Below are 26159 nucleotides of genomic sequence, written 5' to 3' on the forward strand. Positions count from 1 at the left end.
TCACATCAATATGTGTCTAACTTAAGGACACTCTGGTGTTCACTTACTTGCATCTATTGCTGCATTCATCTCGAAATCTTCACAAGTTAAAAGGAAAAAATATCCTATTTACCCATGATTAAACAAGCACCCTTTTTGTGGACAACACAAAAAGATGGCCGCACCTTCACCTTCTCCCATCCAGACTATACTGTCGGCTCCGGAATCACACCGGTATCAGCTGCTAAGCTCGCGGGCTTGGAAAAAATTTCCTTTACCGCCGGTCGGGAATTACACCCTGCCCCGAAGATGAATCAATATTATGTTACATTTCTATTGTATATATAAAAGAGTGCTTTGTAAACAGTTCAGTTTACAAAGCACTCTATTTTTATTTCAAAATGAAAGGTAGCGGATTAGACCCAATCGGAACCGGTAAAGGTTGACCGAAGTTAAAACCGTTCCATTCTTCTTGAACTACATTTTCAAATTGAAGCTGTTCACCAAAGCTAGCGGCCGTTAACAGCATACCTTCAATCATTAACATTCCTTTTATCGGCTCAATCCCTTCCAAGTCCAGGGGTTTTGTGAATGTTACAACAGTCACTTCAGTTCCTGTATTCACTTCAAATCCGATAGCAGCTGGAATGACTGCCTGGAAAACATCATTTGGCTTTATCCTCATCTGTTGCAGCGCCTTTACGATAGATGGCTGCGGTTGAGAAAAGTTGGATGAAAGAAACTGCTGTCCATCTTCTTGCTCAAATAAGTAGTAATTAAAGTGATTGATACCACTCTTTAACACCATTGGCGTACTGGGCTGCCCGACTTCGGAAAACACGACTGCCGATTCATCTTCGTTCTGAAATTGTATTTCTTTAAAACCATAAAACGTATCCTGTAATGTATTGAAATACACTTCCATCGAAGCAGACGCCAAGTCGTAGCCATGCCCCTTCGGAAGCCGGTGGACAAGGTCTGAATCATCCCGAATAAAAACACCTTCATAAGGGTGATATGCAGTAAATCCGAGCGCTTCCTCGTCGATACGCACCGCATATTTTGTGTATAAATCATAACTTGTCGGATTCAAAGTCCCAAAATCCGCTTCGATTTGACTGTTTGGAATAACGAATGAAACAGGAATGCTAGATGCCTGATCACCTGCAAGTCCTATGTGGAATAATGTAGCATCTTCAAGATCTTCAGGATAGACAGCAAAATGATGCATACCACTCTCCATGTCTGCCATCATGGTAGAAGACTTTTCAGTCTGTTCTTCAACGGTTGCCATTTTAGCCGATTCATCTTCTACCGTAGAAGTGTCAAAGTCATTACTCTTCGTCACAGCCGAGTCTGCACTTTCAGACTTCATTGCGCTGTCATCTCCCCGAAACATCGATGGGATTAGAAGCCCTACAACTAGCAGAGCGGCGATAGCTACCAATGCCGGCATCCACCTTAAAGATCGCTTGCGACGGTGATCGCTCAGCCTTTCGTCCTGTTTAAGCCGTTCAATAATTTTCGATTTTGAACGGTTATCCTCTATATCAGGTAAATCTCCGAGGAGATTTTCAATCTTGTTGTTATTCCATTTTTTTTGGGTCATCAAGTTCCCTCCCTTCTGTCGGAAGAGCATTCAATTTCTTTTGTAAAGCTTTGATTGCCCTGTGTTGAGTGGTCTTTACTTTGCCTTCTGTCCAGCCAAGGATTTCAGCTGATTCAGCAATTGAAAGGTCATGGAAATAACGCATAATGATAACCATTTTCTGATCACCTGTACACGTATTAAGTGCGTTTAACAGCTCTTGCATTTCTTCACTGAGCGTAACGATTTCCTCCTGAAGGATTCCTGTCGAAACGAGCTCACTTTTTTCCCAGTCGAATTTATCAAAGAGATGTTTTTTTCGCACTGTGTTTTTCCTGAAATAATCTATTGCGACATTTTTGGCAATTGAAAAGAGCCATGTCTTTTCGGAACTTTTCCCCTCAAAACCGACGTACGCCCGCAGCACCCTTACATATACTTCATGCATAAGGTCTTCAGCTTGATCACGGTCCCTTGTCAAATAGATAAGAAACTTGAACACATCCTGATGATACTGCTCGTATAGTCGGTGAAAAACGGAGTCGTTCATAAAATTCCCCCGCTCTATTAATTAGTCGTTCTTCAAGCTATTTAGTTACATATTTTTTAATAGCAATGTACAACAGAAAATCGTACCTTCAACGTCGCTCCTTGTTGCAGTAATTCTGCCGCCGTGGGAGTCGATTATACTTTTCGCGATAGCAAGTCCTAGGCCCGTACCGCCTTTCCCCCTTGTTCTCGCTTTATCCGCTTTATAAAATCGTTCGAAGATGTACGGAAGATCCTCTACTGGAATCCCAACGCCTGTATCCGTGACTTTTATTTCAATCTTATCTACAAGCTTTTCAATACTAATTTTGACGCTACCTCCATCAGGCGTATGGCGTATGGCATTGTCGATTAAATTAGTAAATACTTGCTCCAACCGATCTTCATCAACGTTTATTATTAATTCTTGGGTTTCTGGAAATTCGAAAGACAGTTCAACATTCGCTTCTCGCGCTACTTGCATGAACTTAAATACAATTCTGTCCAGGAAAGGGATTATTGACAAATCTTCTTTGTAAAGCCGCATATGACCGGACTCCATCCTAGCGAGATCCAGAAGATCCGTCACAAGGCGTCCCATTCTTTTCGACTCATCGTGAATGATTTGCACCATCTCGTCGCGTTCCTCATCACTGTTGGTCACACCATCTATAATCGCTTCACTGTACCCCTGCAGCATGGAAATGGGCGTTCGAAGTTCATGGGAAACGTTTGCGATGAAATCTGAACGGAGCTTTTCAAGTTTATGCTGATCCGTCATATCTCTTAAGACTGCAACAGCCCCACGAATACTATTTCCGCTGTAAAGCGGGCTTATCGAAATACCATAGAACTGACCATTCAGTTCCAATTCATCCTCCACTTCCTCCGCAAACGTAATAACGTGTTCAAGCATATGGAAAATTGCTGGCGGAATATGGCGATTTCCTTCTAGTTCCTCATTTTTAATATACCAATTTTGCAATAGTCTTTCTGCTTGGGGATTACTTAAAAGAATCGTGTAATCACGATTGAATGTAATGACAGCATCCGTCATTGAAGTCAAAATGCTTGATAGTTGTTCCTTATCCTGATTAATTAGTTCTACATGATATTTAAGTTGTCTACCCATCTGATTAAATGCCGTAGCGAGTTGACCAATTTCATCATTTTGATTTACAGGCAAACGAGTGTCGAAATTACCTTTTGACAATTCAAAAGCAGCTTGCCTAAAACTCCTTAAAGGTAGAGTAATTCGAGTAGACAGGAAAAATGCAAAAAATGTCGTTAAAATAAATGCTATAAATGCTGATAAAAATACAATATGCGTAGTTCTTTTCGTAGTTCTGTGGACGGCTTCAAGACTTTGGTAAATGACAACCGTACCAGTTACTTCATTTTCTATTTCAAGTGGGTAAGATAAAACAAGATATTGCTCCATGACATCTTCTTCAATATTAGAAGGTAGAATCATTTCCTTCACGACTGGCTTATCCAGTTTTTGATTGAATTGGAATAGAGATTCATTCAGGATTTTTTCCTCTATCTTTTCCTGGTTTACTCCCTTATGAAACGAATCGGTAACTTCTCGGTCGGAACCTACAACCATTGCATTTGTTTCTTCGTCAAGAATGTCATGAATAATTACTTGCATCGAAGGTCCGCCTTCATGATCTTCGACGATTTTCCCGATTGTCGTTACTACCCTACGTAAGGTATCCTCGGCTTGTTGCGTATGAAAATTATCAAGGAATTCTAGTAACAGTACTGTTACGATAAAAAGGACAAAGGAAACGAGAAGCAATATGGTTGCCCATAGCTTCCCGACAATTGAATTCCATATCCTATTCATTAGGAATCTCGAACTTGTAGCCGACTCCCCACACAGTGACAATCATTTTTGCCGCATGTTCAGAAACGCGACTGAGCTTTTCCCGAAGTCGCTTAACATGCGTATCGACAGTACGAAGGTCGCCAAAGAATTCATAATGCCATACTTCTTTTAACAATTGCTCTCTGTCGAAAACTTTGTCCGGCGACTTCGCAAGGAAATAGAGAAGTTCATACTCTTTAGGCGTTAGCGCCACTTCTTTACCATCTGCTGTAACACGGTGTGCATCGTGATCGATTGTCAATTGTGGAAAAACGACTAAATCTTTCGATGTAGATGCTGATGCTGATCCTGGGAATGTAACTGATCTTCTTAAAATCGCCTTAACGCGCAGTACAACTTCACGCGGACTGAACGGTTTCACTATGTAATCATCCGCACCCGCTTCAAAACCGGTTACTCTGTCAGACTCCTCGCCTTTTGCTGTCAGCATTATAACAGGCGTCATTATTTTCTTTTCTCTCAATTCTTCCAGCACTTCAAGGCCATCTTTTTCAGGCATCATCAAGTCAAGTAAAATACAGTCATAATTATTAATAAGAGCCTTTTCAAGAGCTTGGGCTCCATCAACCGCTTCGTCAATTTCATATCCTTCTCGCGTAAGATACATATTTAACAAACGGCGGATTCTCTCCTCGTCATCTACTACTAACAGTTTCAACTTTTCGTCCATAGATGTATACCCCTTTCAACATGCTTCTTAGTCCATTGTACAAGTCGCCATGTAAAAAAGAAACAGAAAAGCAGCGGTGGCTTGCTTTGAACCCGTTTCAATATGACGGATCAGTGAAGTACTGTAGTTTTTAATGTATTGTTCGGCTGTTGTTATGTAAACAATAAAAAACTTCACAGAAGTAGTTATCCAACTACATCCATGAAGTTCTCAATTACTATTCAATTGTAAGTTGCCTTACCTTGTCTTAAGCATAGGAGTGTAACCCAGCAATGATTAAGTTAACAGCAATTAGATTAAACATAATAATAATGAAACCGATAACTGCTAGCCATGCTGATTTCTCGCCGTCCCACCCTCGTGAAAAACGCAAGTGGAGGAATGCGGCATAGAATAACCATGTAATAAGAGCCCATACTTCTTTTGGATCCCAACCCCAGAACCTTGACCAAGCCTCATGAGCCCAAATCATAGCGAAGATGAGTGCACCAAGTGTGAAGACAGGGAAACCAATCAAAACAGAACGATACCCAATTTCGTCCATCATTTGCGAATTCGCTTTTTTAGCGAAAGGCTGTAGCAATGCTGCAATTGGACGTCGGAAAATAAGTCTCAGAATCAAGTATAAAACGATTCCGCTCGCGACTGACCAGACGAATGTCGTAAACGTCTTCGCATTTATGATTGGCGGCATTTCGGCCCATGGCGTCATTACACCCGGTGTAAGCGATTCATAACCAGCCATTCCGAAAAGTGGTGGATAATTGTACTCGATTTTAGCAGGTTGTTCATTTTTATCAATGTATGTGAATTCTGCTTCATAGCCTGCTATTTTAAACGACGTCGAAGACAATACGAACCCAATTACTAGTATAAGTGTGAAGATAACCGCTTCTAGCCAGAAACGCTGTTTCGACTTTTTCGTCAAATCAATATTCTTCAATAAGTAGATGAGTCCCGCAACAGCACTTATTGCAAGAATCGATTCACCAAGTGCAGCCGTAATTACATGAACCCACAACCAATAACTTTTCAGTGCGGGAATAAGTGGTGTAATTTCCCTCGGAAACATACTTGCATACCCGATGATAATAATCGCGATTGGCAGTGCAAACAAGCCGAGTGATGGCGTTCTATAAATGTAATACAGAAGAATAAATGCCCCTACGAGCATCATTCCAAATGCTGTTGTAAATTCGAACATATTACTTACTGGGGCATGTCCTGATGCTATCCAGCGAGCAATGAAATAGCCTACATGGGTAATGAATCCGATAATCGTAATCGTAATCGCAATTTTGCCCCATCTGTTGTTTTTATAAGAAGTTTCCGATTTAGCACCTTTTACCGCACCGCCGAAAAAGAGCGTTGCGACAAGATAGGCGATAAATGAAACTAAAAGTAGATTAGCACTTAACTCTGCAAGTCCCATTATATTTTGTCCACTTCCTTATCTTCCAAGGTAGATTCTTTGTCTTGTCTGTCTTCATAATATGGTAATCCTGCAACGTCTTTCACTTGATCTAGGTCTTTCTTCAATGAAAACCAGTTTTTATTTGTATGACCGGCAACTAACAGCCCGCCGTCAGTCCCTTTTTGAATCCAAATTCTTCTATGATGCCAATAAGATCCTTGCGAGACACCAATCATGAAGATAATCCCCCCTACAAGAAGGAGATATAACGTTTTATCCTTGCGTACTGTAAGTCCAGATATATCTCGGGTTTCTGCACTAACGAAATTCACTTTATAATCATTGACTTCCGTTTCGAGTGTTTGTTTGATCGCAACAAAGCTCATTTCACCATCAGGCTTATCCGGAGTCACCATTTTAAAGATGAATGCAGGATTGTTCGGTATCGGAGATTTCGATATTGGTTCCCCGTTCTCAACCCCATCATAGTCAGGATAATAATCACTCAGTACAACGCTTGCGCCATTCTCAAGTTCGTAATCACGTTTCGGATTGTTAAGGTCGACCGTGAATTCCCCGAATGATGAACCCGTCGCTTTTTCAGTTAAATTGAACGTCATTGATTTTAATTCATCTAGACGAAAATCCATTTGAAACACGTTATAGCCATCAAATTTTAATGGTTTATTGACAATAATTGAGTAGTCCTTCACGAACTCTGTCTCATTGGAACCAGGAAGACTACCTTCCTCTTTTTGATACAAAGCGACATCGGTCTGATAGTTTTTCGCAATCATGCCGACACGTTCGAGCGCATCACCGAACACTTCGTCAGCTTCCTCTTTTGTATAGTTTTCTATGATGAATTCTTTACTTTCCAAAAAGTAACCTTCTGCACCTGGAATAGAACGTGTTTCCCCTTCGCGGATCCACATCGTTTCATCTACATAAAACCCAGGTATACCACGCAGTAGAATACCGAATAAGAAAATGATAAGTCCCAAGTGATTGACGTACGGACCCCATCTTGAAAAACGGTTTTTCTCTGCAAGTATTGCTCCGTCTTCCGTCTTCACGTTGTAACGAAGTTCCTTCAGTTTCTCCTCCGCTTTTAGTAGTGCGGCTTCTGGATCTTCCGAAGGTCCTTCGCCATAGAGACGTTGTTTTTTCATGAAGGAAGGATGGCGTTTCGTACGTTGCTTTTTCAATGATTTATAAAGCGGAATAACCCGATCGACACTAGCGATGATAATGGATGCTCCAAGCATCCCAACTAGCGTGATGAACCACCAGCTATTGTACATATCATGAAATCCTAGTTTGTAATAAATGGTTCCAGCAAATCCGTAAAGCCTTTCATAGTAAGCAGCTAATTCCACTTCTGTGGATGCAGGCACATATAATTTCTGCGGGAATATCGTCCCGATTGCAGCTGTCGCGAGAACGGCAACAATAATACTGATGCCAATTTTCACACTTGAAAAGAAATTCCATACTTTATCAACTATTGACCGTTTATATGTCTGCGATCTTCTTGCCGAACCTTCGTAGCGCATGTCAACAAGTTTACTTTCTTTCGCTTCTTCTGTTTGCGGTCTACCACATCGCTCACAAAGCACTGTGCCGAATGGATTGTCATGACCGCACTGGCATTTGATTTTGCTCATTCTGGATTTACTCCTTAAGAGGGTTGAATGCTTTCCATGAGTGTAATGATCTCATCTTCAGACATTTCCCTTGTTATGATTTGTTCAATTTCGCCGTCTTTATTGATAAGAAAGGTCGTAGGAAGCGGCACTATATTATAGGCTTCCTTAACACTCTTATCCTTATCGATTGTGATTGGAAATGTCAGGCCATACTGGTCTCTAAACGTTTCAACCTTCAAATCAGATTCGGCGATATTGACTGCTAGAATATTGACGCCTTTTTCTTCAAATGCTAGATGTTGATTTTCCATATATGGCATTTCCTTTTTACAAGGACCACACCAAGTTCCCCAGAAGTTCAGGAAAACGCCCTCGCCTTTATAATCAGATAACTTATGCTTGTTGCCATCCAAATCGACAAGCTCGAAATCGGGGGCTTTATCTCCAACCGCTAATACTTTCACTTTATCTTTTGAAGCGATGGTATAGACAACTGCTGATACGAGAAGCAACAGCACAAACGTCCTAATAATTAGACGAGATTTCTTTTTACCCGCCTTAGCCATATGCACTACCTCCTAACAATAATTAAGCTCTGCCTTAAATTATAACAAATAGACCTTTGCAGTAACTTGCTATAATTGAAGGGTTTGTGAACAATTGCCTCACGGGGAGGAAAGTACTACAATTCCTTCCCCATTTGCCCAGGGCAAGGCGTCAATCACATTTTTTAGATAAGTTTTGGTAAGCAATCCAATTTCGCATAGGCGCAAATGATTCGAAATCAGCCTATTTTACCTGTCTCCGCGAGGACACGAAGCTGTTTCACTTCATGTTTGGTCAGTTCACGTGCTTCGCCTGCATTCAACCCGTGGGTTGTTATGTTCCCAAATGATTCCCTACGAAGTTTTTGAACCGGACATCCGATTGCATCGAACATTCGACGTACTTGGCGGTTTCTGCCCTCGTGAATCGTGATTTCAATGAGTGCAGTACCGGCTTTCTTATCTACCGTCTGCATTTTCACATGCGCTGGAGCAGTTTTACCATCTTCCAAATCGATACCTTTTTCTAGTTTACGAAGCGCTTCACGATCAGGAATTCCTTTTACTTTTGCAATATACTTTTTCTTAATACCAAATTTCGGGTGTGTCATTAGATAAGAGAAGTCTCCATCATTCGTCATAATGATTACACCAGATGTATCATAGTCAAGTCGTCCAACCGGGAAAATCCGTTGTTCAATTTGCGGAAACAGGTCTAAAACGGTTTTCCTACCTTTCTCATCGTCGACAGTGGAAATAACCCCTCTTGGTTTATATAGCAAATAGTATACGTAACTTTCTTTAACGAGCTCTACACCTTCAACTTCCACCCGGTCGGAATTGGATACTTTTGTCCCTAATTCCGTAACAACTACACCGTTCACTTTCACTTTACCAGCTACTATTAGTGTTTCGGATTTTCTCCGTGACGCAACTCCTGCTTGTGCTAGTACTTTCTGTAATCTTTCCATTAAGTCACCCCATCTTCATTCTGTAAAAAATTATGTCACACTTTGTCGTAAATGAAAAGAAGACTGACCTATATAGCATCAGTCTTCTCAAAAACGTCACAATTGAATTATTATTGGTGACGGGGTTTGTTTTCCACGATTCTCAGTAGCTTTCACTTAGATTCATTGTTTTAGTAGGACATTGCTCGCTACTAGCGGTTCTCCATTGAGTGAGACGGTCCATACGCCACTACTATTACCACTTTCCCCACGAGGGATTTGAATGACATTGGACAACTCTTCAGTTTCACCTTTTTTAAGCAGCAAACGAATGGATTTTTCCAATTCTGCTTCTACACCCGGTAGAATATCGTAAACTCCTTTTTTTGCGACGGTTACAATTTTATAGTTAGAAAAAACTTGATTTGCCAAGTTTTTATGTGTGTTCCAGTCATTACCGTCATTGAGTGTGACTACAATGATGTTTTTTCCATCCTTCTCAAAGTAGGTTGCAAGCGTTCGGCCAGCAGCTTTTGTAAAACCTGTCTTCCCTGCAATTACAGTCGGTTCAGAATGGATAAGTCGGTGTTTATTTCTCCAGCTATAGACTCGATCCTTGCCCTCATAACTATAGTTTTTAGTGGATGCAATTTCACGGAACTGGTCATTTTCCATCGCGTAGTGCAGCATAAGCGCTGTTTCAAATGCCGTAGACAAGTGAAGCTCATCGTGCAGGCCAGAAGGATTAGTAAAAACAGTTTCATTCAAGCCGTAGAGTAGTGCGTTTTCATTCATTAAATTCACGAATCCATCCATTGAACCACCAGCTGCTTCTGATAAAGCAAACGCTGCATCATTCCCTGATCGCAACATCAAGCCGTAGAGCAACGCATACGAGTCCATACTTGTACCTGTCTGCAAATACAAGGAAGACCCTTCCGCTGATGCTGCTCGTGGAGATATAATTACATCTCCGGGAGGTGTACCACTTTCAAGGAACGTTAACGCCGTCCAGATTTTTGTCAGACTGGCAATTGGCAACCTGACATTTTCATTATGGCCTTCCAGTAACCTGCCCGTATCTGCATCTATTACTGCCCATGCCTGACCGGACGCGGCCACTTCGTTTACCCCTGTGCCAAATAATATCGAGAAAAATAGGACAACAATCATTACCCGTTTCAAGAAATGTCTCCTCCTCAGTCATTTTCCATTGCAAATGCTTCCTGGAACTTTGTCATGAACAAGTCTGTTTCAATCTCCTCTCCCTCTTCGTCCTGAGAAAGCGGTGGCAAGCCGACAAGTGACTCCAAGCCGAAGCGGTCAAGAAATAAATCGGTCGTTCCATAAAGGATTGCTCGTCCACTTCCTTCAAAACGACCTTTTTCCATAATGAGCCCTTTAGCAATCAATGTGTTAATCGGGCCTTCGGATTTTACACCTCTTAGATCATCGATTTCAACGCGTGTTACAGGTTGTCTGTAGGCGATAATCGCCAATACTTCGAGAGAAGCCTGTGTCATGGTCTTTGGTGATGGATTTTCTAACAATCGTTTTAGATCCTCTGCAAATTCAGCTTTCGTCACTAAACGGTATGCACCACCAAAGATTTTCAGTTCAATACCACTTTCTCTACGTTCTTCATAGTTTGTCCGAAGCCAGTCGATTACCTCTGTAACTTCAGATTCATCATGCTCCGTCAAAGCCGTTAACTGTTGAATGGTTAACCCTTCATCACCTACGATGAATAAAAAACTTTCAATCATTCCCGGCAAGCTACTTTCAATTGCCATAACACTCATCCTCCCGTCGGAACGTCACAGTCATTTCGTCAAAATTACCATTCTGATCGACAGTGACGTCTCGCCGTTTCATTAATTCAAGCAATGATAGAAAGGTTACAACGAGATCGGTTGTCTCCCCGTCTTCAAATAGAGAGTAGAAATCACACTTTCCGCCTCCCCTTTCTAATATAGCCATAATTTCGTCCATTTTTTCATTTAGCGATACTTCTGTTTTTGTTATACTAGCCGTTAAGGGTGCTTTTAAACGCTTTCTATTTAACATCTTTTGGAATGCGCCGATTAGATCAAAAACATTTAAACTCACTTCCGATTCATTCGCGACGATTTCACCAAACTGCGTAAGATCTTCAGGTGTTTTTGTAAAATGGACAGCTCGATCATCCGCCGATTCTTTCAGACTGATAGCAGCTTCCTTATACTTCCTATATTCAATAAGTCGAGCAACGAGTTCATCTCGCGGATCGTCTTCCGCATCCAGATCAAAGTCATCATCGAACGCTTCACTTTCGTGGACGGGAAGAAGCATTTTGCTCTTTATTTCTAGCAAAGTGGCAGCTAAAACTAGATATTCACTCAGCTCATCCAGTTGCAATACCCGCATCGCTTGAAGGTGTTCTATGTATTGTCCAGTCAATTGCGACATAGGGATATCGTATATATCAATTTCAAGTCTATTGATTAAATGTAATAATAGATCTAGTGGACCTTCAAAAGCTTCCAATTTCACAAAATACGTCATACTTTCACACCTACCTATTTATCAAACTATGGAGAGGACTGTTAACATGCATCCGTACCATCATCCGTTATTCGTAAATTTCATTGTTTATTTTAACGTTAATCAAGACTATTTTGAATGTCATGAAGTACTGGAGGAATATTGGAAGTCTATTCCTAACAGAGATAAAAGCCACCCTTTAACCGCTTATATTCTCCTATCCACTGGAATGTATCATTGGCGTCGTGGTAATTTGAACGGCGCAATTCGAACGCTTGATAAAGCGATGGCAAAATTACCGACATCTGAGATAGACACTCCCGCCTTCACAGACGAAATTGATTTCCATCTACTTATCCATAATTTAAAAAATGCAATCAGTCGATTGAAACAGCAACTCCCATTTGAATCGTTCCCGATTGTCATCAAATCGCCTACACTAACTAAACTCGTGCATAAAGCGGAACAATCTATGGAACTACTTCCCTTCGGTGATGATGCTGTCATTCATAAACATATGCTAAGAGACCGTAGTGATATTCTTAGAGAACGCGAAGAAAAGAAGAAGGGCAGATATTAATTATCTGCTCCTTCTTCTTTCTGCGTACATTTTTGTATAAATTGTACAGTTTCTTCCGTACCAACGCATTTCTGTTCAGGAAATAATGCCTGTACCTTTTTCACCATTTCCTTGCCGATCCCTTCACCACGAAAAGAGGGGTTGACGGAAATATGTTGCAAAGTGTACATTCCATCACCTAATTCAAGCCCAATAACACCGATAAAGTCGTCATCTTTTTTATAAAGATACAACTGCCATTTATCATCTGTTTCGTATTGGTGAATCGTATCCTGCAGTTTTTTCACTGTTTTATCGCCGGGCATATAAGAAAGTAAGCCCATTGCAATTTTTTCATTTATTTTCTTATAGCGTAGTAGTATCACTTGAATCCCTTCTTTTCTGAAAGTCCTTTCTGTTTCTAAAGGACTGACTGCGTTTTCCAATGATAAGCCTTGTCTATTATCGAGGATCGAGGACTGGTGCGACGAACCTCCAGTATACCGCCCCCCACATAATAGCTGCAACTACAATAAAGGCAAGCAGGAGGATATTGCGTTTGTTCAAATCTTCTCCCCCTGTCTAATTTGCTGCAACGGAATGTCGAGTCTGACAATATCTTCATAGGTCTCTCTACGAACAACCAGCTGGTCGACTCCTTTTTCGCAGAATACAATGGCAGGTTTAGGAAGTCGGTTGTAATTACTAGCCATAGAATAGCCGTAAGCTCCTGTACAGAAAACAGCGATAATATCGCCTTCGACAGGTTGTGCCAAATAAGCTTCTTCAATCAGCTTGTCCCCCGACTCACAACATTTCCCTGCTATCGTTACTTTATCATCGTGAGGCTCATTCATACGGTTTGCTGAGACCGCAGTATATTTTGCACCGTAAAGTGCAGGTCGTATATTATCTGACATTCCCCCGTCAACCGCTATATAAGTACGGATCCCTGGTACTTCTTTGGCGCTTCCAGCAGTATAAAGAGTCGTACCTGCATCTCCAACTAGCGATCTGCCTGGCTCTATCCAAACTTCAGGCATAGGGTAATTATAGCTGCGTGTCATAGACAAAACCACTTTTGCCATTTCTTCGATATATACTGACGGTTCAAGCGGTTTGTCTACCTCTGTATACCGAATACCAAAACCGCCGCCCAAGTTCAGAACGGTACATATGAATTGATGATTTTCTTGCCAGTCAACCATTTTCAACATAAGAGCTTCTGCAGCTAATCGAAATGCATCCGTCTCGAAAATCTGAGAGCCAATATGACAATGCATGCCCAGTAAGTTGATATAAGGATGATTGTACAGTTCAAGAAAAGCCTTATCTGTCTGACCATTTTTTAAATCGAAACCAAACTTGGAATCTTCTTGCCCAGTTGTAATATAATCATGCGTCGAAGCTTCTACTCCCGGTGTTACCCTAATAAGCACGTTCATCTTTTCTTCACGCGATTCCGCGATTTCTTTTACTAATCCGATTTCAGAAAAGTTATCGATAACAATACAACCTATTTTTTCGTCGAACGCATACTGTAGCTCCGTAAAACTCTTATTGTTACCATGGAAGTGAATTCGATTGCTTGGGAAACCTGCAGCTACTGCTGTATACAGTTCTCCTCCAGAAACGACATCAAGAGAAAGACCTTGTTGTGCTGCTATTTCATATATAGCAATCGACGAAAATGCTTTACTCGCATAAGCGACTTGTGCACGGATGCCAACCTTTTCGAAAGTCTCTTTAAAAGCTTTTGCCCGTTCACGGAACAAGTCGATATCATAAACGATAAGTGGTGTTCCATAAGTATGTGCAAGATTAACCGTATCAACGTCACCTATTGTTAGGTGGCCTTGTTCGTTGATCGATTGAGTTCCGTATAAATGCATATTGCCTTCCCCCTCGACTTAGATAATTAAAACTTTATCATATATTGAAGGGTTGAAGCAACGTCTAGGACACACGGTTTCGATTAGGTGAGTTCGTTATGAATGGTCTAGGAGCATCTGCAGTCATCGGAAACCTTACTAGAACACGCAACATAGCTCTCGGGAAAAATGGGACAGCGGGCCATAAATATGGGATACCCATCGGCTTTAAAGAACATAAATAGTAAAATAGTACTGCAACAGCTATGAAAAATCCAGGTGCTCCAAGAAGTGCTGTCGATAACAAAATGCATAATCGGAAAATCTTTGTTGTCAAACTTAATTCGTAAGAGGGGATAGAGAAAGTGAAGATTGCGCTAACCGCTACATACAGTACGACTTCCGGAGTGAAAAGTCCAACATCGATTGCCACTTGTCCAATGACAATTGCGGCGACAAGTCCCATTGCGGTCGACATCGGCGTCGGCGTATGAATAGCTGCCATTCGGAGTATTTCGATACCTCCATCAGCAATGAGGAGCTGAACAAGAAGTGGGATGTCCCCAAGGTCTTTTGGCCCGATGTAACTGAGGAAATCTGGTAAGTATTGTTGTTTCGTCGCGAGCAAATACCAAAATGGCAAGAGAATGAGACTCATTACTGCTGCAAAGAAACGCATTAACCTGACCATTGTTCCGATAAGCGGTGCCTGGCGATATTCTTCGGCATGTTGAAGATGATGAAATAAAGGCGCAGGTACAAGTATGGCTGAAGGTGACGTATCAACAATAATTGCGACATGCCCTTCTAGCAAATGAGCCGCACATATATCTGGGCGCTCTGTAAAACGTACAAAAGGCATAGGGTGAAAACGCTGTTTCATGAGAAATTCTTCAAGTGATTTATCTGTCATCGTTAGACCATCATGACGAATTGCATCCAATCTTTCACGTACATACGTTAAATGCTCTTCACTAGCCGCTCCTTGCATATATGTAATGGCGACGTCTGTTTTTCCATTCATCGACACTTTATGCATTTCAAACCGTAAATCTTCTGTTCGAATTCGCCTTCTGACGAGCGCTGTATTTTGGATGATATTCTCCGTAAATCCGTCTCTAGATCCTCTGACAACTTTTTCGTTATCCGGTTCGTCAGGCTGCCTGCCCGGATAAGATCGTATATCAATCGTAAATGCATAACCATCAGGTGTTACAAAGCCTGCCATACCACTTAGAATCGAAGTGAGTAACTCGTCAGTATCTTTTACATTTGAAACAGCATGATATGGAAAAAAAGAGAGGAAGCGTTCCCCTCCATCTTCCACATCGTCGTTTCTCTCGTTATTCCTCTCGTTACTTCTTTCGTTATTCCTTTGCATCTCCGTCAATAACATTGTTATCGTGAGACCGTCAATAAGTCCATTAATATAAAACAGCATTGTTGGCATTTCCCAAAGGTGCAACGACCTGGCGGTGGCATCGAACGACTTGTCTTTGCCAAAACATCTATAAAACCATTCTTCGGCTTCATTCATTGACTGAAATAATTTTTCCATTAGTTCAATCCGTCCTCACTTTTATAATACTTTCTTCCGGGTCTGCACCCATCCATTGTTTTAATTGTGCCAGGATTTTCTTTTCAAGCCGTGACACTTGTACTTGTGATATTCCAATTCTTTCCGCAATATCACTTTGTGTACAATCCAAATAATAGCGCATATAGATAATCGTCTGATCTCGTTTATTCAACTTGGATATGACATCTCGAAGCGGGATGTGATCGAATACTCTCTCGGATCTGTCATCGCGAAGCTGATCCATAAGCGTTAGGCTATCTCCTTCACTTTCATAGAGCTGCTCATGAAGTGAGGCAGGATCGCGCAAGGCGTCAGATGCTAGAACGATTTCGTCGACTGTTACTTCAAGTACTGCCGCAACTTCTGAAATAGATGGTGATTTACCATGTAATTTGATGTAATCATCGGTTGCATGACGAATTTTAAAACTAAGCTCCCGGATTGACCGACTCACTTTAACCATTCCGTCATCCCTAAGAAAACGCTGAATTTCTCCAACAATCATCGGGACGGCATATGTCGAAAATTTAACTTCATACGACAAATCGAACTTATCAATGGATTTCATAAGACCGATACAACCAATCTGGAACAAATCTTCAGGATCCGCGCCGCGGGAAGAAAATCGCTGGACGATGGACCAGACGAGCCGCGTATTCCCTTCTACCATCATTCTTCTTGCTTCTTTATCACCTTCCTGTGAAACTTTGATGAGTTCCCTCATCTTTTCCTGGGTCAACAAAGCGGGTTTCACTTCAACAGATGCGTCCATGGGTCACCTCATTCTGCTTGCTTCCGGGACCGGAGAAAACATTTTTTCGAACTTGACGGATGTTCCATTCCCTAGTACAGATTCGACAGATACACTGTCGGCGAAACTTTCCATTATCGTAAATCCCATTCCCGATCGCTCCATGAACGGTCTTGTCGTAAACATCGGTTCCATTGCCTGCTCTACGTCAAAAATACCCATTCCTTCATCTCGGACCGTCATTGTCACTTTATTTCCTTCAATCAATGCATGCAGGGTGACTAGACTCTTCCCATCACATTCGTAACCATGAATAATCGCATTCGTTACAGCTTCTGAAACAATTGTCTTAAATTCAGAGATTTCTTCGATTGTCGGGTCCAACGGCGTGATAAAACACGTCATTGCCATCCTTGCAAGCGCTTCATTTTCTTCAATAGCGACGAATGATAACGTCATTTCATTGTTCATGTAATACCCCTCCAATTTCCCCGATCGCGATATCGACCGTGCAATGCCTTATATTCGGTCCAAGACCAGAAAATGTAAATATCTTCTCCATTGTTACGGATGGATTTAATATGAGTGTTTCCCCTTCAATAGGTGCTAAATCACGCATCCTGCCGAGAATAAGTCCTATTCCTGCACTATCCATGAAACCGAGATTTGCCAAATTCCAAATGACCGCCTTGACTTGTCCGCTAAAAATAGATGACGAAATGTGGGAACGGATTCGATTTGCCTCATGATTGTCCAATTCCCCTCGCAGTGTTGCAATTAAAATTCCATTGTCAATAATTTCGATGTCAGCCATGCTGAACCCCCTCCTTCCTGCAAATTATTCCACAACTGGAGGGTAAAAACCTTACACTTGACAGAACTAGTCAAAGTCATTGAAAGGTTCTTATATTTCGACATTGCCAACTACTAGTGAAAGTATGTACGTCTTCCAATCGATTTACACATGAGAGAAAAAAGAATTAGTTGACGCGGATTCTTGGGTGGGCGGCGGATATTCTCGAGCGGTTGGCGGGGGCTATTGGGCGGTCCACTACATAGCAAAAAAGCTCCCCCCACCAATAAGTATTTGGTGGGGGGAGCTATGATTTCAATTACTATCAGCCCGTTATCATTTCTCCGATGAGACGCGGACCTTCTACTGCTACTTTTCCTACAGTAATATGTTTTTGTATAAGTTTCATGGATTGTTCTACATTTTCTGTATTTGAATGAATGATGGCGAGCGCTTCACCTTCTTGCACAGCGTCACCAATTTTCTTAGTTAACACAATTCCTACTGCCAGATCAATTTCAGCATCTTTGGTGGCTCTTCCTGCACCGAGGAGCATTGCGGCAACACCGATGTCATCTGCTTCCATCTTCGTAACATAACCTGATGATAGCGCCGGTACGACTATTTGGTATTGTGCGGTTGGCAATAATGAAATATCATGTATGACCTTACCGTTACCACCTTGTGCTTCAATCAATTTACCGAATAATTCAAGCGCTGAACCATCAGCAATGACGGCTTTTAACATACTCCGAGCTTCATCGATTGAATCTGCTTTTGCTCCAGCTACAATCATTTTGCTACCAAGAACAAGACAAAGTTCTGTCAAATCTTCTGGACCATTCCCTTTGAGGGTTTCAATTGCCTCAATCACTTCAAGAGAGTTTCCGATTGCAAACCCTAATGGCTGACTCATATCAGAAATGACTGCCATCGTATTTCTACCGACCTGCTTTCCAATGGCAACCATTGAATGCGCCAGCACTTTTGCGTCTGCTTCCGTTTTCATGAATGCGCCGTCTCCCGTTTTCACATCCAAAACAATTGCATCTGCTCCTGCAGCAATTTTCTTACTCATAATGGAACTTGCAATTAGTGGAATACTATTAACCGTAGCCGTCACATCACGCAAGGAATACAGTTTTTTGTCGGCAGGCGTCAAGTTGCCACTTTGACCAATGACCGCCAATTTTATATCATTCACTTGCTTTACGAACTGTTCTTCAGTTAGTTCAATGTGAAACCCTTCTATCGACTCTAGCTTGTCGAGTGTCCCACCAGTATGACCAAGCCCCCTACCGCTCATCTTCGCGACGGGAACGCCGCATGCTGCAACCAGTGGGGCAAGTATTAGCGTTGTTGTGTCGCCAACTCCACCGGTAGAATGTTTATCGACTTTTATTCCTTCGATTGCAGACAAGTCGATTTGGTCACCAGATTCTACCATCGCCATAGTTAAGTATCCTTGTTCTTCCGAAGTCATCCCTTTGAAATAGACCGCCATAAGGAATGCACTCGCTTGATAGTCAGGAATCGATCCATCTGTATATCCATTCACGAAGAATGTAATCTCTTCTTTCGTCAGGGCGTAGCCATCTCGTTTTTTCTCAATTACATCAACCATTCTGAACAAAATCATCACACCTCTTCTAATAAATCTAAGAAACTCTTGCCGAATTCAGGCATTTTCACATTAAAGTTTTCTGCAATCGTCGCGCCAATGTCTGAGAAAGTTTCATTCTGCGGCATAGCTCCACCCTTGTTAAATGATGGTGAGTAAATAATAAGGGGAACATATTCCCTTGTATGATCTGTACCTTCATGGACGGGATCATTGCCGTGATCTGCAGTTAGGATTAGCAAATCATTCGGACGCATTGCACTCATGATTTCTGCGAGTCTCACGTCGAACTCTTGCAGAGCATTTCCGTAACCAAGCGGATCCCTGCGATGCCCAAATAATGCATCAAAATCAACCAGATTCGTGAAACTGAGCCCCGTGAAGTCTTTTTTCATAACATCCAACAACTTATCAACACCGTCCATATTGCTGACAGTACGTACAGAATCCGTTATTCCTTCTCCATTATAAATATCAGAGATTTTTCCAATTGCAATCACTTCATAACCCGCATCTACCATTTCATTCATGACAGTACGACCGAATGGCTTCAATGCATAATCATGGCGGTTCGTAGTACGTTCGAAATTACCCGGTTCGCCGATGAACGGACGTGCAATAACACGACCGACTAAAAACTCGGGCTTCATTGTTAATTCTCGTGCTATTTCACAGATCCGATATTGTTCCTCAATCGGGATAATCCCCTCGTGCGCAGCGATTTGCAATACTGGATCCGCCGAAGTATAGACAATTATTGCGCCGGTCTCCATATGTTCTTGACCTAACTCATCAATAATTCCAGTACCACTTGCCGGTTTATTGCCAATTACTTTCCGACCAATGCGTTGCTCTAATTCTGAAATCAGTTCTTGTGGGAAACCATTTGGATATACTTTAAATGGTTTGTCTATATTGAGGCCCATTATTTCCCAATGACCCGTCATAGTATCTTTCCCAACAGAAGATTCCTGCATTTTACCAAAATAGCCTCTGGGTTCATTCACAGGAGGGATGCCTTGTATTTCACTAATATTGGAAAGCCCAAGACTGCCCATAATTGGCATATTTAATCCCCCCATAGCTTCACCGATATGACCCAGTGTGTCTGCACCTACATCACCGAAAAGATGTGCGTCTGGCGATTCCCCTATCCCCACAGAATCGAGTACGATTAGATGGATGCGTTCAAATTGTTGTTTTTTCATTATATTTCCTCCATAAATTACGATTTCTTTAGACTTTTAAGCTCTAGGATGAAACTTCACATAGACGTCTTTCAACCTGGATCGGCTGACATGAGTATATATTTGTGTAGTTGAGATATCGGCGTGACCGAGCATTTCTTGAACTGCCCTTAAATCTGCGCCATTTTCGATAAGATGTGTAGCAAAAGTATGCCGCAGTATATGTGGTGTCAACTCTTTCTGTATACCCGCTTTTAAGGCATGTCCATTCAACAGTTTCCAACAACCCTGTCTAGTTAGTCTAGTTCCCCTCATATTAACGAATAATGCTTCAGTTCCTCTTTGTTTCTCGATAAAAATCGGTCGAGCCTCTTCTATATAGCGCTTACATGCCTCGATAGACTTGCCTCCAAGCGGGATAATTCTTTCCTTACCACCTTTACCAAATACACGGACGAATCCCATAGATAAGTGAATATCATCCATATTAAGTCCAATCAGTTCACTTACCCGCATTCCCGTCCCATATAAAATTTCAAGTAAGGCCGTATCTCTTACACCCTGAGGCTTAGAACGATCTGGTGACTCAATCAACTTGTCTACTTCTTCCATCGACAAAATACGCGGTAACTTTTGTTCAAGTTTCGGTAATTCCAAATGGACGGTTGGGTCTTGCGTTGTTACTTTTTCCCGAAGTAAAAATTGGTGAAACGAACGAATGGATGAAATATGCCTGGATATGGTTCGTGGTGATTTCCCGCCTTCTTTCATCTTTCGCAGATGACTTAGTATTGCTGGACGGTCAACGTCATCGATTGATTTATAACCTGCTAGTTCCATATTCCCCATATATTCATCAAGGTCCCTTTTATATGAAACAATTGTATTTACGGATAATTGGCGCTCCACTTTCAGGAAGTGCATATAATCCTCCAGTGCAAAACCGCTATCTTTCATAAACGGCGGGAAACATAAATAAAAATTCCTTCTGCTTTCAATTTAAGCAAACCCCTTCCCCCTTTTACCAGTTTCAGGAATACAGTACATAATGATGTGCGCCACTCAGCTCATAATATCGAGACATAAAGTTGGCGACCGTAACCTAGACGCAAAACCCTCATTCTTTTCAACCTTTAAGTAATACATGAACCATTTTTCACAATTTCAAATTCAATGAAAAAAGGACAGCTTTATGCTATCCTCTGTTTCAGTCTCCACTTTCATCAGTGTTTGATTTACATCTTTTACAAATGCCATGAAACGTTAACCAGTGGTCTTTAATTGCAAATTCAAAACGGTTTTCAACAATCTTTTCGACATCTCCGAGAAGATCCTCCTGAATTTCATCCACTGCTCCACATTCGATACATATAAGATGGTGATGAAAATGCGCAGCGCCTTCCTGCCGCAGATCATATCGCGATACACCGTCACCAAAATTGATTTTATCGACTACCTTTAGATCTGTTAGCAATTCTAGCGTTCGGTACACAGTAGCAAGCCCGATTTCCGGTGCTTTCTCTTTAACTAGCAAAAATACATCTTCAGCACTCAGATGATCTTCCTCATGCTCAAGGAGGACCAAAACCGTCGCTTCACGCTGAGGCGTCAGCTTGTAGCTGGCCCCGTGCAATTGTTGTTTTATCCGATCGATTCGGCTCTCCATACGACGCCCCCCTCAAACTGACTCCATTATAACAAACGGTCTTTCCTTATGACAACAGAAAGGGAGCGAGGAGTAAAATGGAGAAACTGATTTTCTATCTTAAAATGAATTGAAAAACGATAATTTCGATGGCTATTACAGCAGTTGAAACACCAATAATTGTCGGTAACGCACGCGTATTGGGTCTTTTCCCAATTGTTGAACGCATAAAGTAAGGCGGGCTGAGGACAGCACAATACACTAGAAACATGAAACAAATAAGAAACTGAAAAGGGAACCACCAAATCGAATACTCCATTATTTTCATTCCTGAAGCAAGCAAATACGCGGATGATAACCCAAACAGAACACATTTTACAGCACCGAGAAATAAGACTGTGAACCGTGTTTTTCTAAACGACGACAACCCGAATGCAACGACAAAGAATAATGCTGCCGTTCCTACAGGTCTAATATAGCCTGCATCATGACCTAGAACAACGCGAGCGTCATAGAAGGTAACCACTCTTTCCACTGCGGTCATAGACATCTCACGAAATAAAAGCGCCCCTCCAATATAACCAATCGCGAGAATAACGAATAAATGGATGAACGATAAAGAACGGACCATAGCTGCACCTCCGCATAGTTTGTACAACATATGCTTGTCCGTCCAAAATTAGTTCACTTTGTTAAAAGGTTTTTAGCGTAAAGAATAGCAAAGGCCGTTTTGGCATCAAAAATATCCCCGGCTGTAACCATTTCTTCCGCTTCCTCTAGGGTCACTTCCAGCAGTCCAATGAATTCATCTTCATCGCCAGAAGCAGGATTGTCGATTTTATATAAGTTCCTTGCCAAGTAGATGTGAATGATTTCATTCGCAAAACCGGGTGAAGTCGCAAATGATTGAATATATGTAAAATCTTTAGCGCCATACCCTGTTTCTTCTTCAAGTTCACGGACCGCTGTGATCTCAGGTTTTTCTCCAGGATCGATTTTGCCGGCAGGTATCTCAATTAATATACGATCCAATGCTTTTCGATATTGTTCAACGAGAACGATTTTCTTCTCTTCAGTAATCGCTAGGATTGCGACCGCACCCGGGTGTTTGATGAGCTCACGCATAGCGCTATTCCCGTCCGGCAGCTCTACCTTTTCAACGCGCAAAGTGATCACTTTTCCTTCATACAACGTTTCACCTGAAATTGTTTTTTCTTCGTAATTTTTCAATACAATCAATCCCTTCAAATGGTATTTCTAATGGAGTCATTGTACCATGGGAAAAACAGGGGGTGTTCTTATGAAGAAAAGAGAGTTGGGTAATAGCGGGCTTTTCGTCTCTGAAATTGGATTCGGCTGCATGTCGCTTCCTAATGATTTTGATGAATCAAAAAGGATTGTTGATGCTGCCCTACATGCGGGCATAAATTATTTTGATACTGCGGATTTATATGATGCCGGTAAAAATGAAGAACTTATTGGAAAAGCTTTGAAAGGTAAGCGTCAAGAAATTATCCTGGCTACAAAAGCGGGAAACAAAATGAACGCGAATGGTAATGGATGGACATGGGACTCTTCTAAAGAACATATTATGGCTGCCGTAAAAAAGAGCTTGTTGCGTCTAGGAACAGACTATATCGATGTCTACCAGCTTCACGGGGGAACGATGGAGGACAATGTTGAGGAAACGATTGATGCATTCCAGAGCTTGAAAAAAGAAGGTCTGATTCGTCAATATGGCATTTCTTCCATTCGTCCAAACGTCATTAAACGATTTTTGGAGAGTGGTTCCGCAGTCACAGTCATGATGCAATATAATTTACTTGACCGCAGACCTGAAGAATGGTTTCCAATGATACACAGCGCTGGTGCATCTGTCATTACTCGAGGAACGATAGCCAAAGGTTATTTAACTTCGGAAGGATTATCAAGAGCCAGTAAAACGGACGGATTTGTCGAATATGATACAAATGCGTTAAAACAGGTACTCGTATCGCTCGATAGCAAATCAGAAGATTTACATGCAGCTGCAATTGCATTCGTAATTGAAGATAAAACGGTTGGTTCTGCACTTATTGGTGCTCGTACAACTGAACAATTGCTCGATTCCATAATTGCTTACGAGAAAAAGGTTAGTGAATTTGAAATGGCTCAATTAAGAAACATCGCAAAAAAACATAAATATAAAGAACATCGCATTAAGTTGTAGATTGTTGGCATTTAAAAGCAGTTCACCTTGCTACAAGATCTTGGGTGTGTTATGTTGTCTAGACGTCAGAATGTAACGAGTGATATAAATGATAAAAATGAGTTCACCAAACACTATATTTTTAAAACAAAATCCCTTGACTGGAATCAGTCAAGGGATTTTGTTTCCTTAAGACAACTTGGTAATTATATGCTATTTACAGTGAGAAAGCACCTAGTTTAAGTTATGCAAGGAGGAGACTTTTTTGGATGAACAAAAATACAAAGATCTTAAATTAGGCGAACGTGGTGCAATAATAAGTATAATTGCATATATATTTCTTTCTGTATTGAAGATAACTATAGGAAATATTACTGATTCAGAAGCTTTAAAAGCAGATGGTTTAAATAACACCTCCGACATCATTGCTTCCATTGCCGTACTTGTTGGGTTAAAACTCTCTCAAAGACCACCAGACAAAAACCATAAATATGGACATTGGAAAAGCGAAACAATCGCTTCTTTGCTTGCCTCTTTCATCATGATGGCAGTAGGTATACAGGTATTAATCAGTGCAGCCATCACTTTTTTTCAAGGGGGTAATGAATCTCCAGATATACTCGCTGGATATGTCGGTATTTTTTCTTTCGGAGTAATGTATGTAGTATACCGATACAATAAAAAGCTGTCAGAAAGAATAAATAGCCAAGCTATCATGGCCGCTGCAAAGGATAATATATCAGATGCTTGGGTAAGTATTGGTGCAGCAATTGGGATATTTGGCTCCCAATTAGGCATGCCATGGCTTGATCCGCTTACTGCCTTAGTTGTAGGATATCTAATTTGTAAAACTGCATGGGATATTTTTAGTCAAGCCTCTCATGATTTAAGTGATGGATTTGATGAAATTGAAATGATTGTCTATAAGAACACAATTCAAGCGGTACCCGGCGTTCAGAAAGTAAAAGAAGTAAAAGCTAGAAAGTATGGTAACAACGCAGTTGTCGATGTGGTCATTCTTGTAGAATCATCCCTAAATATTAATGAAGCGCACAGTATTTCGACATCAGTTGAAAAAGTATTAGTAAATAAACATGATGTATACGACGTACACGTTCATGTGGAACCTAATTCGAATTCGGAGCAGGATTAGTTTATTGAGGAGTGTTAATTATGTGGAAGTACCTAATAATACTCGTATGTTGTACTATTATTCCGGGCTGTCAAGGAGACAATTGTGAGGCAATAAACCAGATAGAAATGCTTCATTATTGCTGATAGCATACTATTTTAACACTTGGTGATAATTGTTAAATATGTTTAAATTTAAGGATTCGCATATGCTATTGGACTATGCACAGTCGATTTTATTAGTTCTTTATATCACCCATGATACTATTCTTCTCTTTTATATCCTTAGAAACAAAAAGCTTCATCCCCGGAAATTGGAATGAAGCTTTTTGTCGTGGTTACGTATTTATTATCGAGCACCAATTAGTTCTTCATAAGTAATCTCGATCATTCCTGGAATCTCAGTCGGAGATACCCCCAATAAGTCGCAAGGACGTCCAACCTTTTCTATTTTTCCATCTTTAACTTTAACGATGCGGTCCGCAAGTGCGTGGGCATCATTTTGATTATGCGTTACAAAAATTGCAGTTATTTTTGCTGCCTTGAGAATCCTTCGAAGATCTTCACGAATTTTCACTTGCAAATCTGTATCCAGGTTACTGAATGGCTCATCAAGAAGAATCAGTTCAGGTTCCGGAGCTAGTGCCCGTGCAAGTGCAACCCGCTGCTGCTGGCCCCCACTCAACTGGTGAGGATACCGTTTTTCAAATCCTGTTAGTTCAACGAGTTCAAGCACTTCTTGTGCACGCTTTTTTTTGTCTTTCCTAGTCATTTTCGGGAGCCCAAATAGAATATTTTCCTCAACACTCATATGCGGGAAAAGTGCATAGTCCTGAAAAACCATACCGATTCCACGTTTTTCCGGTTGCTGGAACGTCTGGTCGCAAAACATCTTCTTACCATTCAGAATAAATGAGCCTCCTGCCGGCATTTCTAGCCCTGCAATTAAACGAAGAAGTGTACTTTTTCCACTTCCACTGCGGCCAAGTATTGAAATAATTTCTCCTTTTTCCACCGTGAAGGAGAAATTATCAATCGTTTTCAAGGGGGATTTGGGATAAGAGAACTGCAAACTTTTAATATCTATAAACATA

General features: G+C 41.2%; 27 protein-coding genes and 1 riboswitch. Of the genes, 3 read left to right on the plus strand and 24 right to left on the minus strand.

Going from position 1 to position 26159, the window contains the following annotated elements; translation table 11 throughout:
* Nucleotides 1-164: 164 nt before the first annotated feature.
* Nucleotides 165-294: riboswitch (FMN riboswitch) on the minus strand.
* Between the two features lie 76 nt (nucleotides 295-370).
* The 11 genes from AC1TO4_RS05280 to AC1TO4_RS05330 form a co-directional block, all read right to left on the minus strand.
* The gene (locus AC1TO4_RS05280; RefSeq protein ID WP_482104460.1) at nucleotides 371-1588 is read right to left on the minus strand and encodes a hypothetical protein; all 1218 of its coding nucleotides are present in this window, start codon (nucleotides 1586-1588) and stop codon (nucleotides 371-373) included.
* A complete protein-coding gene (locus AC1TO4_RS05285; RefSeq protein WP_482104461.1) occupies nucleotides 1566-2117 on the minus strand; it encodes an RNA polymerase sigma factor SigX in 552 nt (183 codons plus the stop codon). The genes AC1TO4_RS05280 and AC1TO4_RS05285 overlap by 23 nt, the downstream gene beginning before the upstream one ends.
* Before the next feature lie 45 nt (nucleotides 2118-2162).
* Nucleotides 2163-3947, minus strand: a complete 1785-nt coding sequence (locus AC1TO4_RS05290; protein WP_482104462.1) for an ATP-binding protein — start codon at nucleotides 3945-3947, stop codon at nucleotides 2163-2165.
* Entirely contained in the window at nucleotides 3940-4659 is a 720-nt protein-coding gene (locus AC1TO4_RS05295) for a response regulator transcription factor (RefSeq protein ID WP_482104463.1), read from the minus strand. Before AC1TO4_RS05295 ends, AC1TO4_RS05290 begins: the two co-directional genes overlap by 8 nt.
* A 247-nt stretch (nucleotides 4660-4906) precedes the next feature.
* The gene (ccsB, locus tag AC1TO4_RS05300) at nucleotides 4907-6091 is read right to left on the minus strand and encodes a c-type cytochrome biogenesis protein CcsB (RefSeq protein WP_482104464.1); all 1185 of its coding nucleotides are present in this window, start codon (nucleotides 6089-6091) and stop codon (nucleotides 4907-4909) included.
* Nucleotides 6091-7740, minus strand: a complete 1650-nt coding sequence (resB, locus tag AC1TO4_RS05305; RefSeq protein ID WP_482104465.1) for a cytochrome c biogenesis protein ResB — start codon at nucleotides 7738-7740, stop codon at nucleotides 6091-6093. Before resB ends, ccsB begins: the two co-directional genes overlap by 1 nt.
* Nucleotides 7741-7754: 14 nt before the next feature.
* The gene (gene resA, locus AC1TO4_RS05310; RefSeq protein WP_482104466.1) at nucleotides 7755-8288 is read right to left on the minus strand and encodes a thiol-disulfide oxidoreductase ResA; all 534 of its coding nucleotides are present in this window, start codon (nucleotides 8286-8288) and stop codon (nucleotides 7755-7757) included.
* 218 nt (nucleotides 8289-8506) lie between these two features.
* Nucleotides 8507-9238 carry a pseudouridine synthase gene (locus tag AC1TO4_RS05315; RefSeq protein WP_482101911.1) on the minus strand — a complete coding sequence of 244 codons (732 nt, stop codon included), beginning with the start codon at nucleotides 9236-9238 and terminating at the stop codon, nucleotides 8507-8509.
* 162 nt (nucleotides 9239-9400) lie between these two features.
* Nucleotides 9401-10402 carry a D-alanyl-D-alanine carboxypeptidase family protein gene (locus AC1TO4_RS05320; protein WP_482104467.1) on the minus strand — a complete coding sequence of 334 codons (1002 nt, stop codon included), beginning with the start codon at nucleotides 10400-10402 and terminating at the stop codon, nucleotides 9401-9403.
* Nucleotides 10403-10416: 14 nt separating this feature from the next.
* Nucleotides 10417-11010 (minus strand): SMC-Scp complex subunit ScpB, encoded by a 594-nt coding sequence (gene scpB / locus AC1TO4_RS05325; protein WP_482104468.1) that lies wholly within the window; start codon nucleotides 11008-11010, stop codon nucleotides 10417-10419.
* Entirely contained in the window at nucleotides 11000-11761 is a 762-nt protein-coding gene (locus tag AC1TO4_RS05330; RefSeq protein WP_482104469.1) for a segregation/condensation protein A, read from the minus strand. Before AC1TO4_RS05330 ends, scpB begins: the two co-directional genes overlap by 11 nt.
* Nucleotides 11762-11807: 46 nt before the next feature.
* Between AC1TO4_RS05330 and AC1TO4_RS05335 the strand changes: the two genes are divergently transcribed.
* Nucleotides 11808-12320, plus strand: a complete 513-nt coding sequence (locus tag AC1TO4_RS05335; protein ID WP_482104470.1) for a DUF309 domain-containing protein — start codon at nucleotides 11808-11810, stop codon at nucleotides 12318-12320.
* Here AC1TO4_RS05335 and AC1TO4_RS05340 read toward each other — a convergent pair.
* The 12 genes from AC1TO4_RS05340 to AC1TO4_RS05395 form a co-directional block, all read right to left on the minus strand.
* Nucleotides 12317-12685, minus strand: coding sequence for a GNAT family N-acetyltransferase (locus AC1TO4_RS05340; protein ID WP_482101916.1), 369 nt, complete (start codon nucleotides 12683-12685; stop codon nucleotides 12317-12319). The genes AC1TO4_RS05335 and AC1TO4_RS05340 overlap by 4 nt on opposite strands.
* 177 nt (nucleotides 12686-12862) lie before the next feature.
* The gene (lysA, locus tag AC1TO4_RS05345) at nucleotides 12863-14191 is read right to left on the minus strand and encodes a diaminopimelate decarboxylase (protein WP_482101917.1); all 1329 of its coding nucleotides are present in this window, start codon (nucleotides 14189-14191) and stop codon (nucleotides 12863-12865) included.
* Between the two features lie 64 nt (nucleotides 14192-14255).
* Nucleotides 14256-15728 carry a spore germination protein gene (locus tag AC1TO4_RS05350; RefSeq protein ID WP_482101918.1) on the minus strand — a complete coding sequence of 491 codons (1473 nt, stop codon included), beginning with the start codon at nucleotides 15726-15728 and terminating at the stop codon, nucleotides 14256-14258.
* 4 nt (nucleotides 15729-15732) lie between these two features.
* On the minus strand, nucleotides 15733-16521 hold the full coding sequence (locus AC1TO4_RS05355) for a SigF/SigG family RNA polymerase sporulation sigma factor (RefSeq protein WP_482101919.1): 789 nt from the start codon (nucleotides 16519-16521) through the stop codon (nucleotides 15733-15735).
* A gap of 3 nt (nucleotides 16522-16524) precedes the next feature.
* Nucleotides 16525-16971, minus strand: coding sequence for an anti-sigma F factor (gene spoIIAB, locus AC1TO4_RS05360; protein WP_482104471.1), 447 nt, complete (start codon nucleotides 16969-16971; stop codon nucleotides 16525-16527).
* Nucleotides 16961-17314 carry an anti-sigma factor antagonist gene (locus AC1TO4_RS05365; RefSeq protein WP_482101921.1) on the minus strand — a complete coding sequence of 118 codons (354 nt, stop codon included), beginning with the start codon at nucleotides 17312-17314 and terminating at the stop codon, nucleotides 16961-16963. Before AC1TO4_RS05365 ends, spoIIAB begins: the two co-directional genes overlap by 11 nt.
* A 304-nt stretch (nucleotides 17315-17618) precedes the next feature.
* Nucleotides 17619-18932, minus strand: coding sequence for a pyrimidine-nucleoside phosphorylase (locus AC1TO4_RS05370; RefSeq protein ID WP_482104472.1), 1314 nt, complete (start codon nucleotides 18930-18932; stop codon nucleotides 17619-17621).
* Nucleotides 18932-20122 (minus strand): phosphopentomutase, encoded by a 1191-nt coding sequence (deoB, locus tag AC1TO4_RS05375; RefSeq protein ID WP_482101922.1) that lies wholly within the window; start codon nucleotides 20120-20122, stop codon nucleotides 18932-18934. Before deoB ends, AC1TO4_RS05370 begins: the two co-directional genes overlap by 1 nt.
* Before the next feature lie 36 nt (nucleotides 20123-20158).
* Entirely contained in the window at nucleotides 20159-21058 is a 900-nt protein-coding gene (gene xerD, locus AC1TO4_RS05380) for a site-specific tyrosine recombinase XerD (RefSeq protein ID WP_482101923.1), read from the minus strand.
* 250 nt (nucleotides 21059-21308) lie between these two features.
* Nucleotides 21309-21767, minus strand: coding sequence for a ferric iron uptake transcriptional regulator (fur, locus tag AC1TO4_RS05385; protein WP_482101924.1), 459 nt, complete (start codon nucleotides 21765-21767; stop codon nucleotides 21309-21311).
* A 94-nt stretch (nucleotides 21768-21861) separates the two neighbouring features.
* Complete coding sequence (locus AC1TO4_RS05390; RefSeq protein WP_482101925.1) at nucleotides 21862-22377, minus strand: hypothetical protein; 516 nt, start codon at nucleotides 22375-22377, stop codon at nucleotides 21862-21864.
* Between the two features lie 53 nt (nucleotides 22378-22430).
* Nucleotides 22431-22976: an NUDIX hydrolase gene (locus AC1TO4_RS05395; RefSeq protein ID WP_482104473.1), complete on the minus strand. Its 546-nt coding sequence runs from the start codon at nucleotides 22974-22976 to the stop codon at nucleotides 22431-22433.
* Between the two features lie 70 nt (nucleotides 22977-23046).
* On the opposite strand from AC1TO4_RS05395, the gene AC1TO4_RS05400 reads away from it, so the two are divergent.
* Together AC1TO4_RS05400 and AC1TO4_RS05405 are read left to right on the plus strand one after the other, a co-directional pair.
* Complete coding sequence (locus AC1TO4_RS05400) at nucleotides 23047-23955, plus strand: aldo/keto reductase (RefSeq protein ID WP_482104474.1); 909 nt, start codon at nucleotides 23047-23049, stop codon at nucleotides 23953-23955.
* Between the two features lie 244 nt (nucleotides 23956-24199).
* Nucleotides 24200-25087, plus strand: a complete 888-nt coding sequence (locus tag AC1TO4_RS05405) for a cation diffusion facilitator family transporter (protein WP_482101928.1) — start codon at nucleotides 24200-24202, stop codon at nucleotides 25085-25087.
* A 327-nt stretch (nucleotides 25088-25414) separates the two neighbouring features.
* Here the strand turns inward: AC1TO4_RS05405 and AC1TO4_RS05410 are convergent, their stop codons facing one another.
* Entirely contained in the window at nucleotides 25415-26158 is a 744-nt protein-coding gene (locus AC1TO4_RS05410; RefSeq protein WP_482104475.1) for an ABC transporter ATP-binding protein, read from the minus strand.
* Between the last annotated feature and the right edge of the window lies 1 nt (nucleotide 26159).

This window comes from Sporosarcina sp. Y838, assembly GCF_056786515.1.

What these genes read in the sequence shown, in the direction of transcription:
- AC1TO4_RS05280 (WP_482104460.1), bottom strand. Translation starts at nt 1,588, where the DNA reads ATGACCCAAAAAAAATGGAATAACAACAAGATTGAAAATCTCCTCGGA.
- AC1TO4_RS05285 (WP_482104461.1), bottom strand. Translation starts at nt 2,117, where the DNA reads ATGAACGACTCCGTTTTTCACCGACTATACGAGCAGTATCATCAGGAT.
- AC1TO4_RS05290 (WP_482104462.1), bottom strand. Translation starts at nt 3,947, where the DNA reads ATGAATAGGATATGGAATTCAATTGTCGGGAAGCTATGGGCAACCATA.
- AC1TO4_RS05295 (WP_482104463.1), bottom strand. Translation starts at nt 4,659, where the DNA reads ATGGACGAAAAGTTGAAACTGTTAGTAGTAGATGACGAGGAGAGAATC.
- ccsB (WP_482104464.1), bottom strand. Translation starts at nt 6,091, where the DNA reads ATGGGACTTGCAGAGTTAAGTGCTAATCTACTTTTAGTTTCATTTATC.
- resB (WP_482104465.1), bottom strand. Translation starts at nt 7,740, where the DNA reads ATGAGCAAAATCAAATGCCAGTGCGGTCATGACAATCCATTCGGCACA.
- resA (WP_482104466.1), bottom strand. Translation starts at nt 8,288, where the DNA reads ATGGCTAAGGCGGGTAAAAAGAAATCTCGTCTAATTATTAGGACGTTT.
- AC1TO4_RS05315 (WP_482101911.1), bottom strand. Translation starts at nt 9,238, where the DNA reads ATGGAAAGATTACAGAAAGTACTAGCACAAGCAGGAGTTGCGTCACGG.
- scpB (WP_482104468.1), bottom strand. Translation starts at nt 11,010, where the DNA reads ATGGCAATTGAAAGTAGCTTGCCGGGAATGATTGAAAGTTTTTTATTC.
- AC1TO4_RS05330 (WP_482104469.1), bottom strand. Translation starts at nt 11,761, where the DNA reads ATGACGTATTTTGTGAAATTGGAAGCTTTTGAAGGTCCACTAGATCTA.
- AC1TO4_RS05335 (WP_482104470.1), top strand. Translation starts at nt 11,808, where the DNA reads ATGCATCCGTACCATCATCCGTTATTCGTAAATTTCATTGTTTATTTT.
- lysA (WP_482101917.1), bottom strand. Translation starts at nt 14,191, where the DNA reads ATGCATTTATACGGAACTCAATCGATCAACGAACAAGGCCACCTAACA.
- AC1TO4_RS05350 (WP_482101918.1), bottom strand. Translation starts at nt 15,728, where the DNA reads ATGGAAAAATTATTTCAGTCAATGAATGAAGCCGAAGAATGGTTTTAT.
- AC1TO4_RS05355 (WP_482101919.1), bottom strand. Translation starts at nt 16,521, where the DNA reads ATGGACGCATCTGTTGAAGTGAAACCCGCTTTGTTGACCCAGGAAAAG.
- spoIIAB (WP_482104471.1), bottom strand. Translation starts at nt 16,971, where the DNA reads ATGAACAATGAAATGACGTTATCATTCGTCGCTATTGAAGAAAATGAA.
- AC1TO4_RS05365 (WP_482101921.1), bottom strand. Translation starts at nt 17,314, where the DNA reads ATGGCTGACATCGAAATTATTGACAATGGAATTTTAATTGCAACACTG.
- AC1TO4_RS05370 (WP_482104472.1), bottom strand. Translation starts at nt 18,932, where the DNA reads ATGATTTTGTTCAGAATGGTTGATGTAATTGAGAAAAAACGAGATGGC.
- deoB (WP_482101922.1), bottom strand. Translation starts at nt 20,122, where the DNA reads ATGAAAAAACAACAATTTGAACGCATCCATCTAATCGTACTCGATTCT.
- xerD (WP_482101923.1), bottom strand. Translation starts at nt 21,058, where the DNA reads ATGAAAGATAGCGGTTTTGCACTGGAGGATTATATGCACTTCCTGAAA.
- fur (WP_482101924.1), bottom strand. Translation starts at nt 21,767, where the DNA reads ATGGAGAGCCGAATCGATCGGATAAAACAACAATTGCACGGGGCCAGC.
- AC1TO4_RS05390 (WP_482101925.1), bottom strand. Translation starts at nt 22,377, where the DNA reads ATGGTCCGTTCTTTATCGTTCATCCATTTATTCGTTATTCTCGCGATT.
- AC1TO4_RS05400 (WP_482104474.1), top strand. Translation starts at nt 23,047, where the DNA reads ATGAAGAAAAGAGAGTTGGGTAATAGCGGGCTTTTCGTCTCTGAAATT.
- AC1TO4_RS05410 (WP_482104475.1), bottom strand. Translation starts at nt 26,158, where the DNA reads ATGTTTATAGATATTAAAAGTTTGCAGTTCTCTTATCCCAAATCCCCC.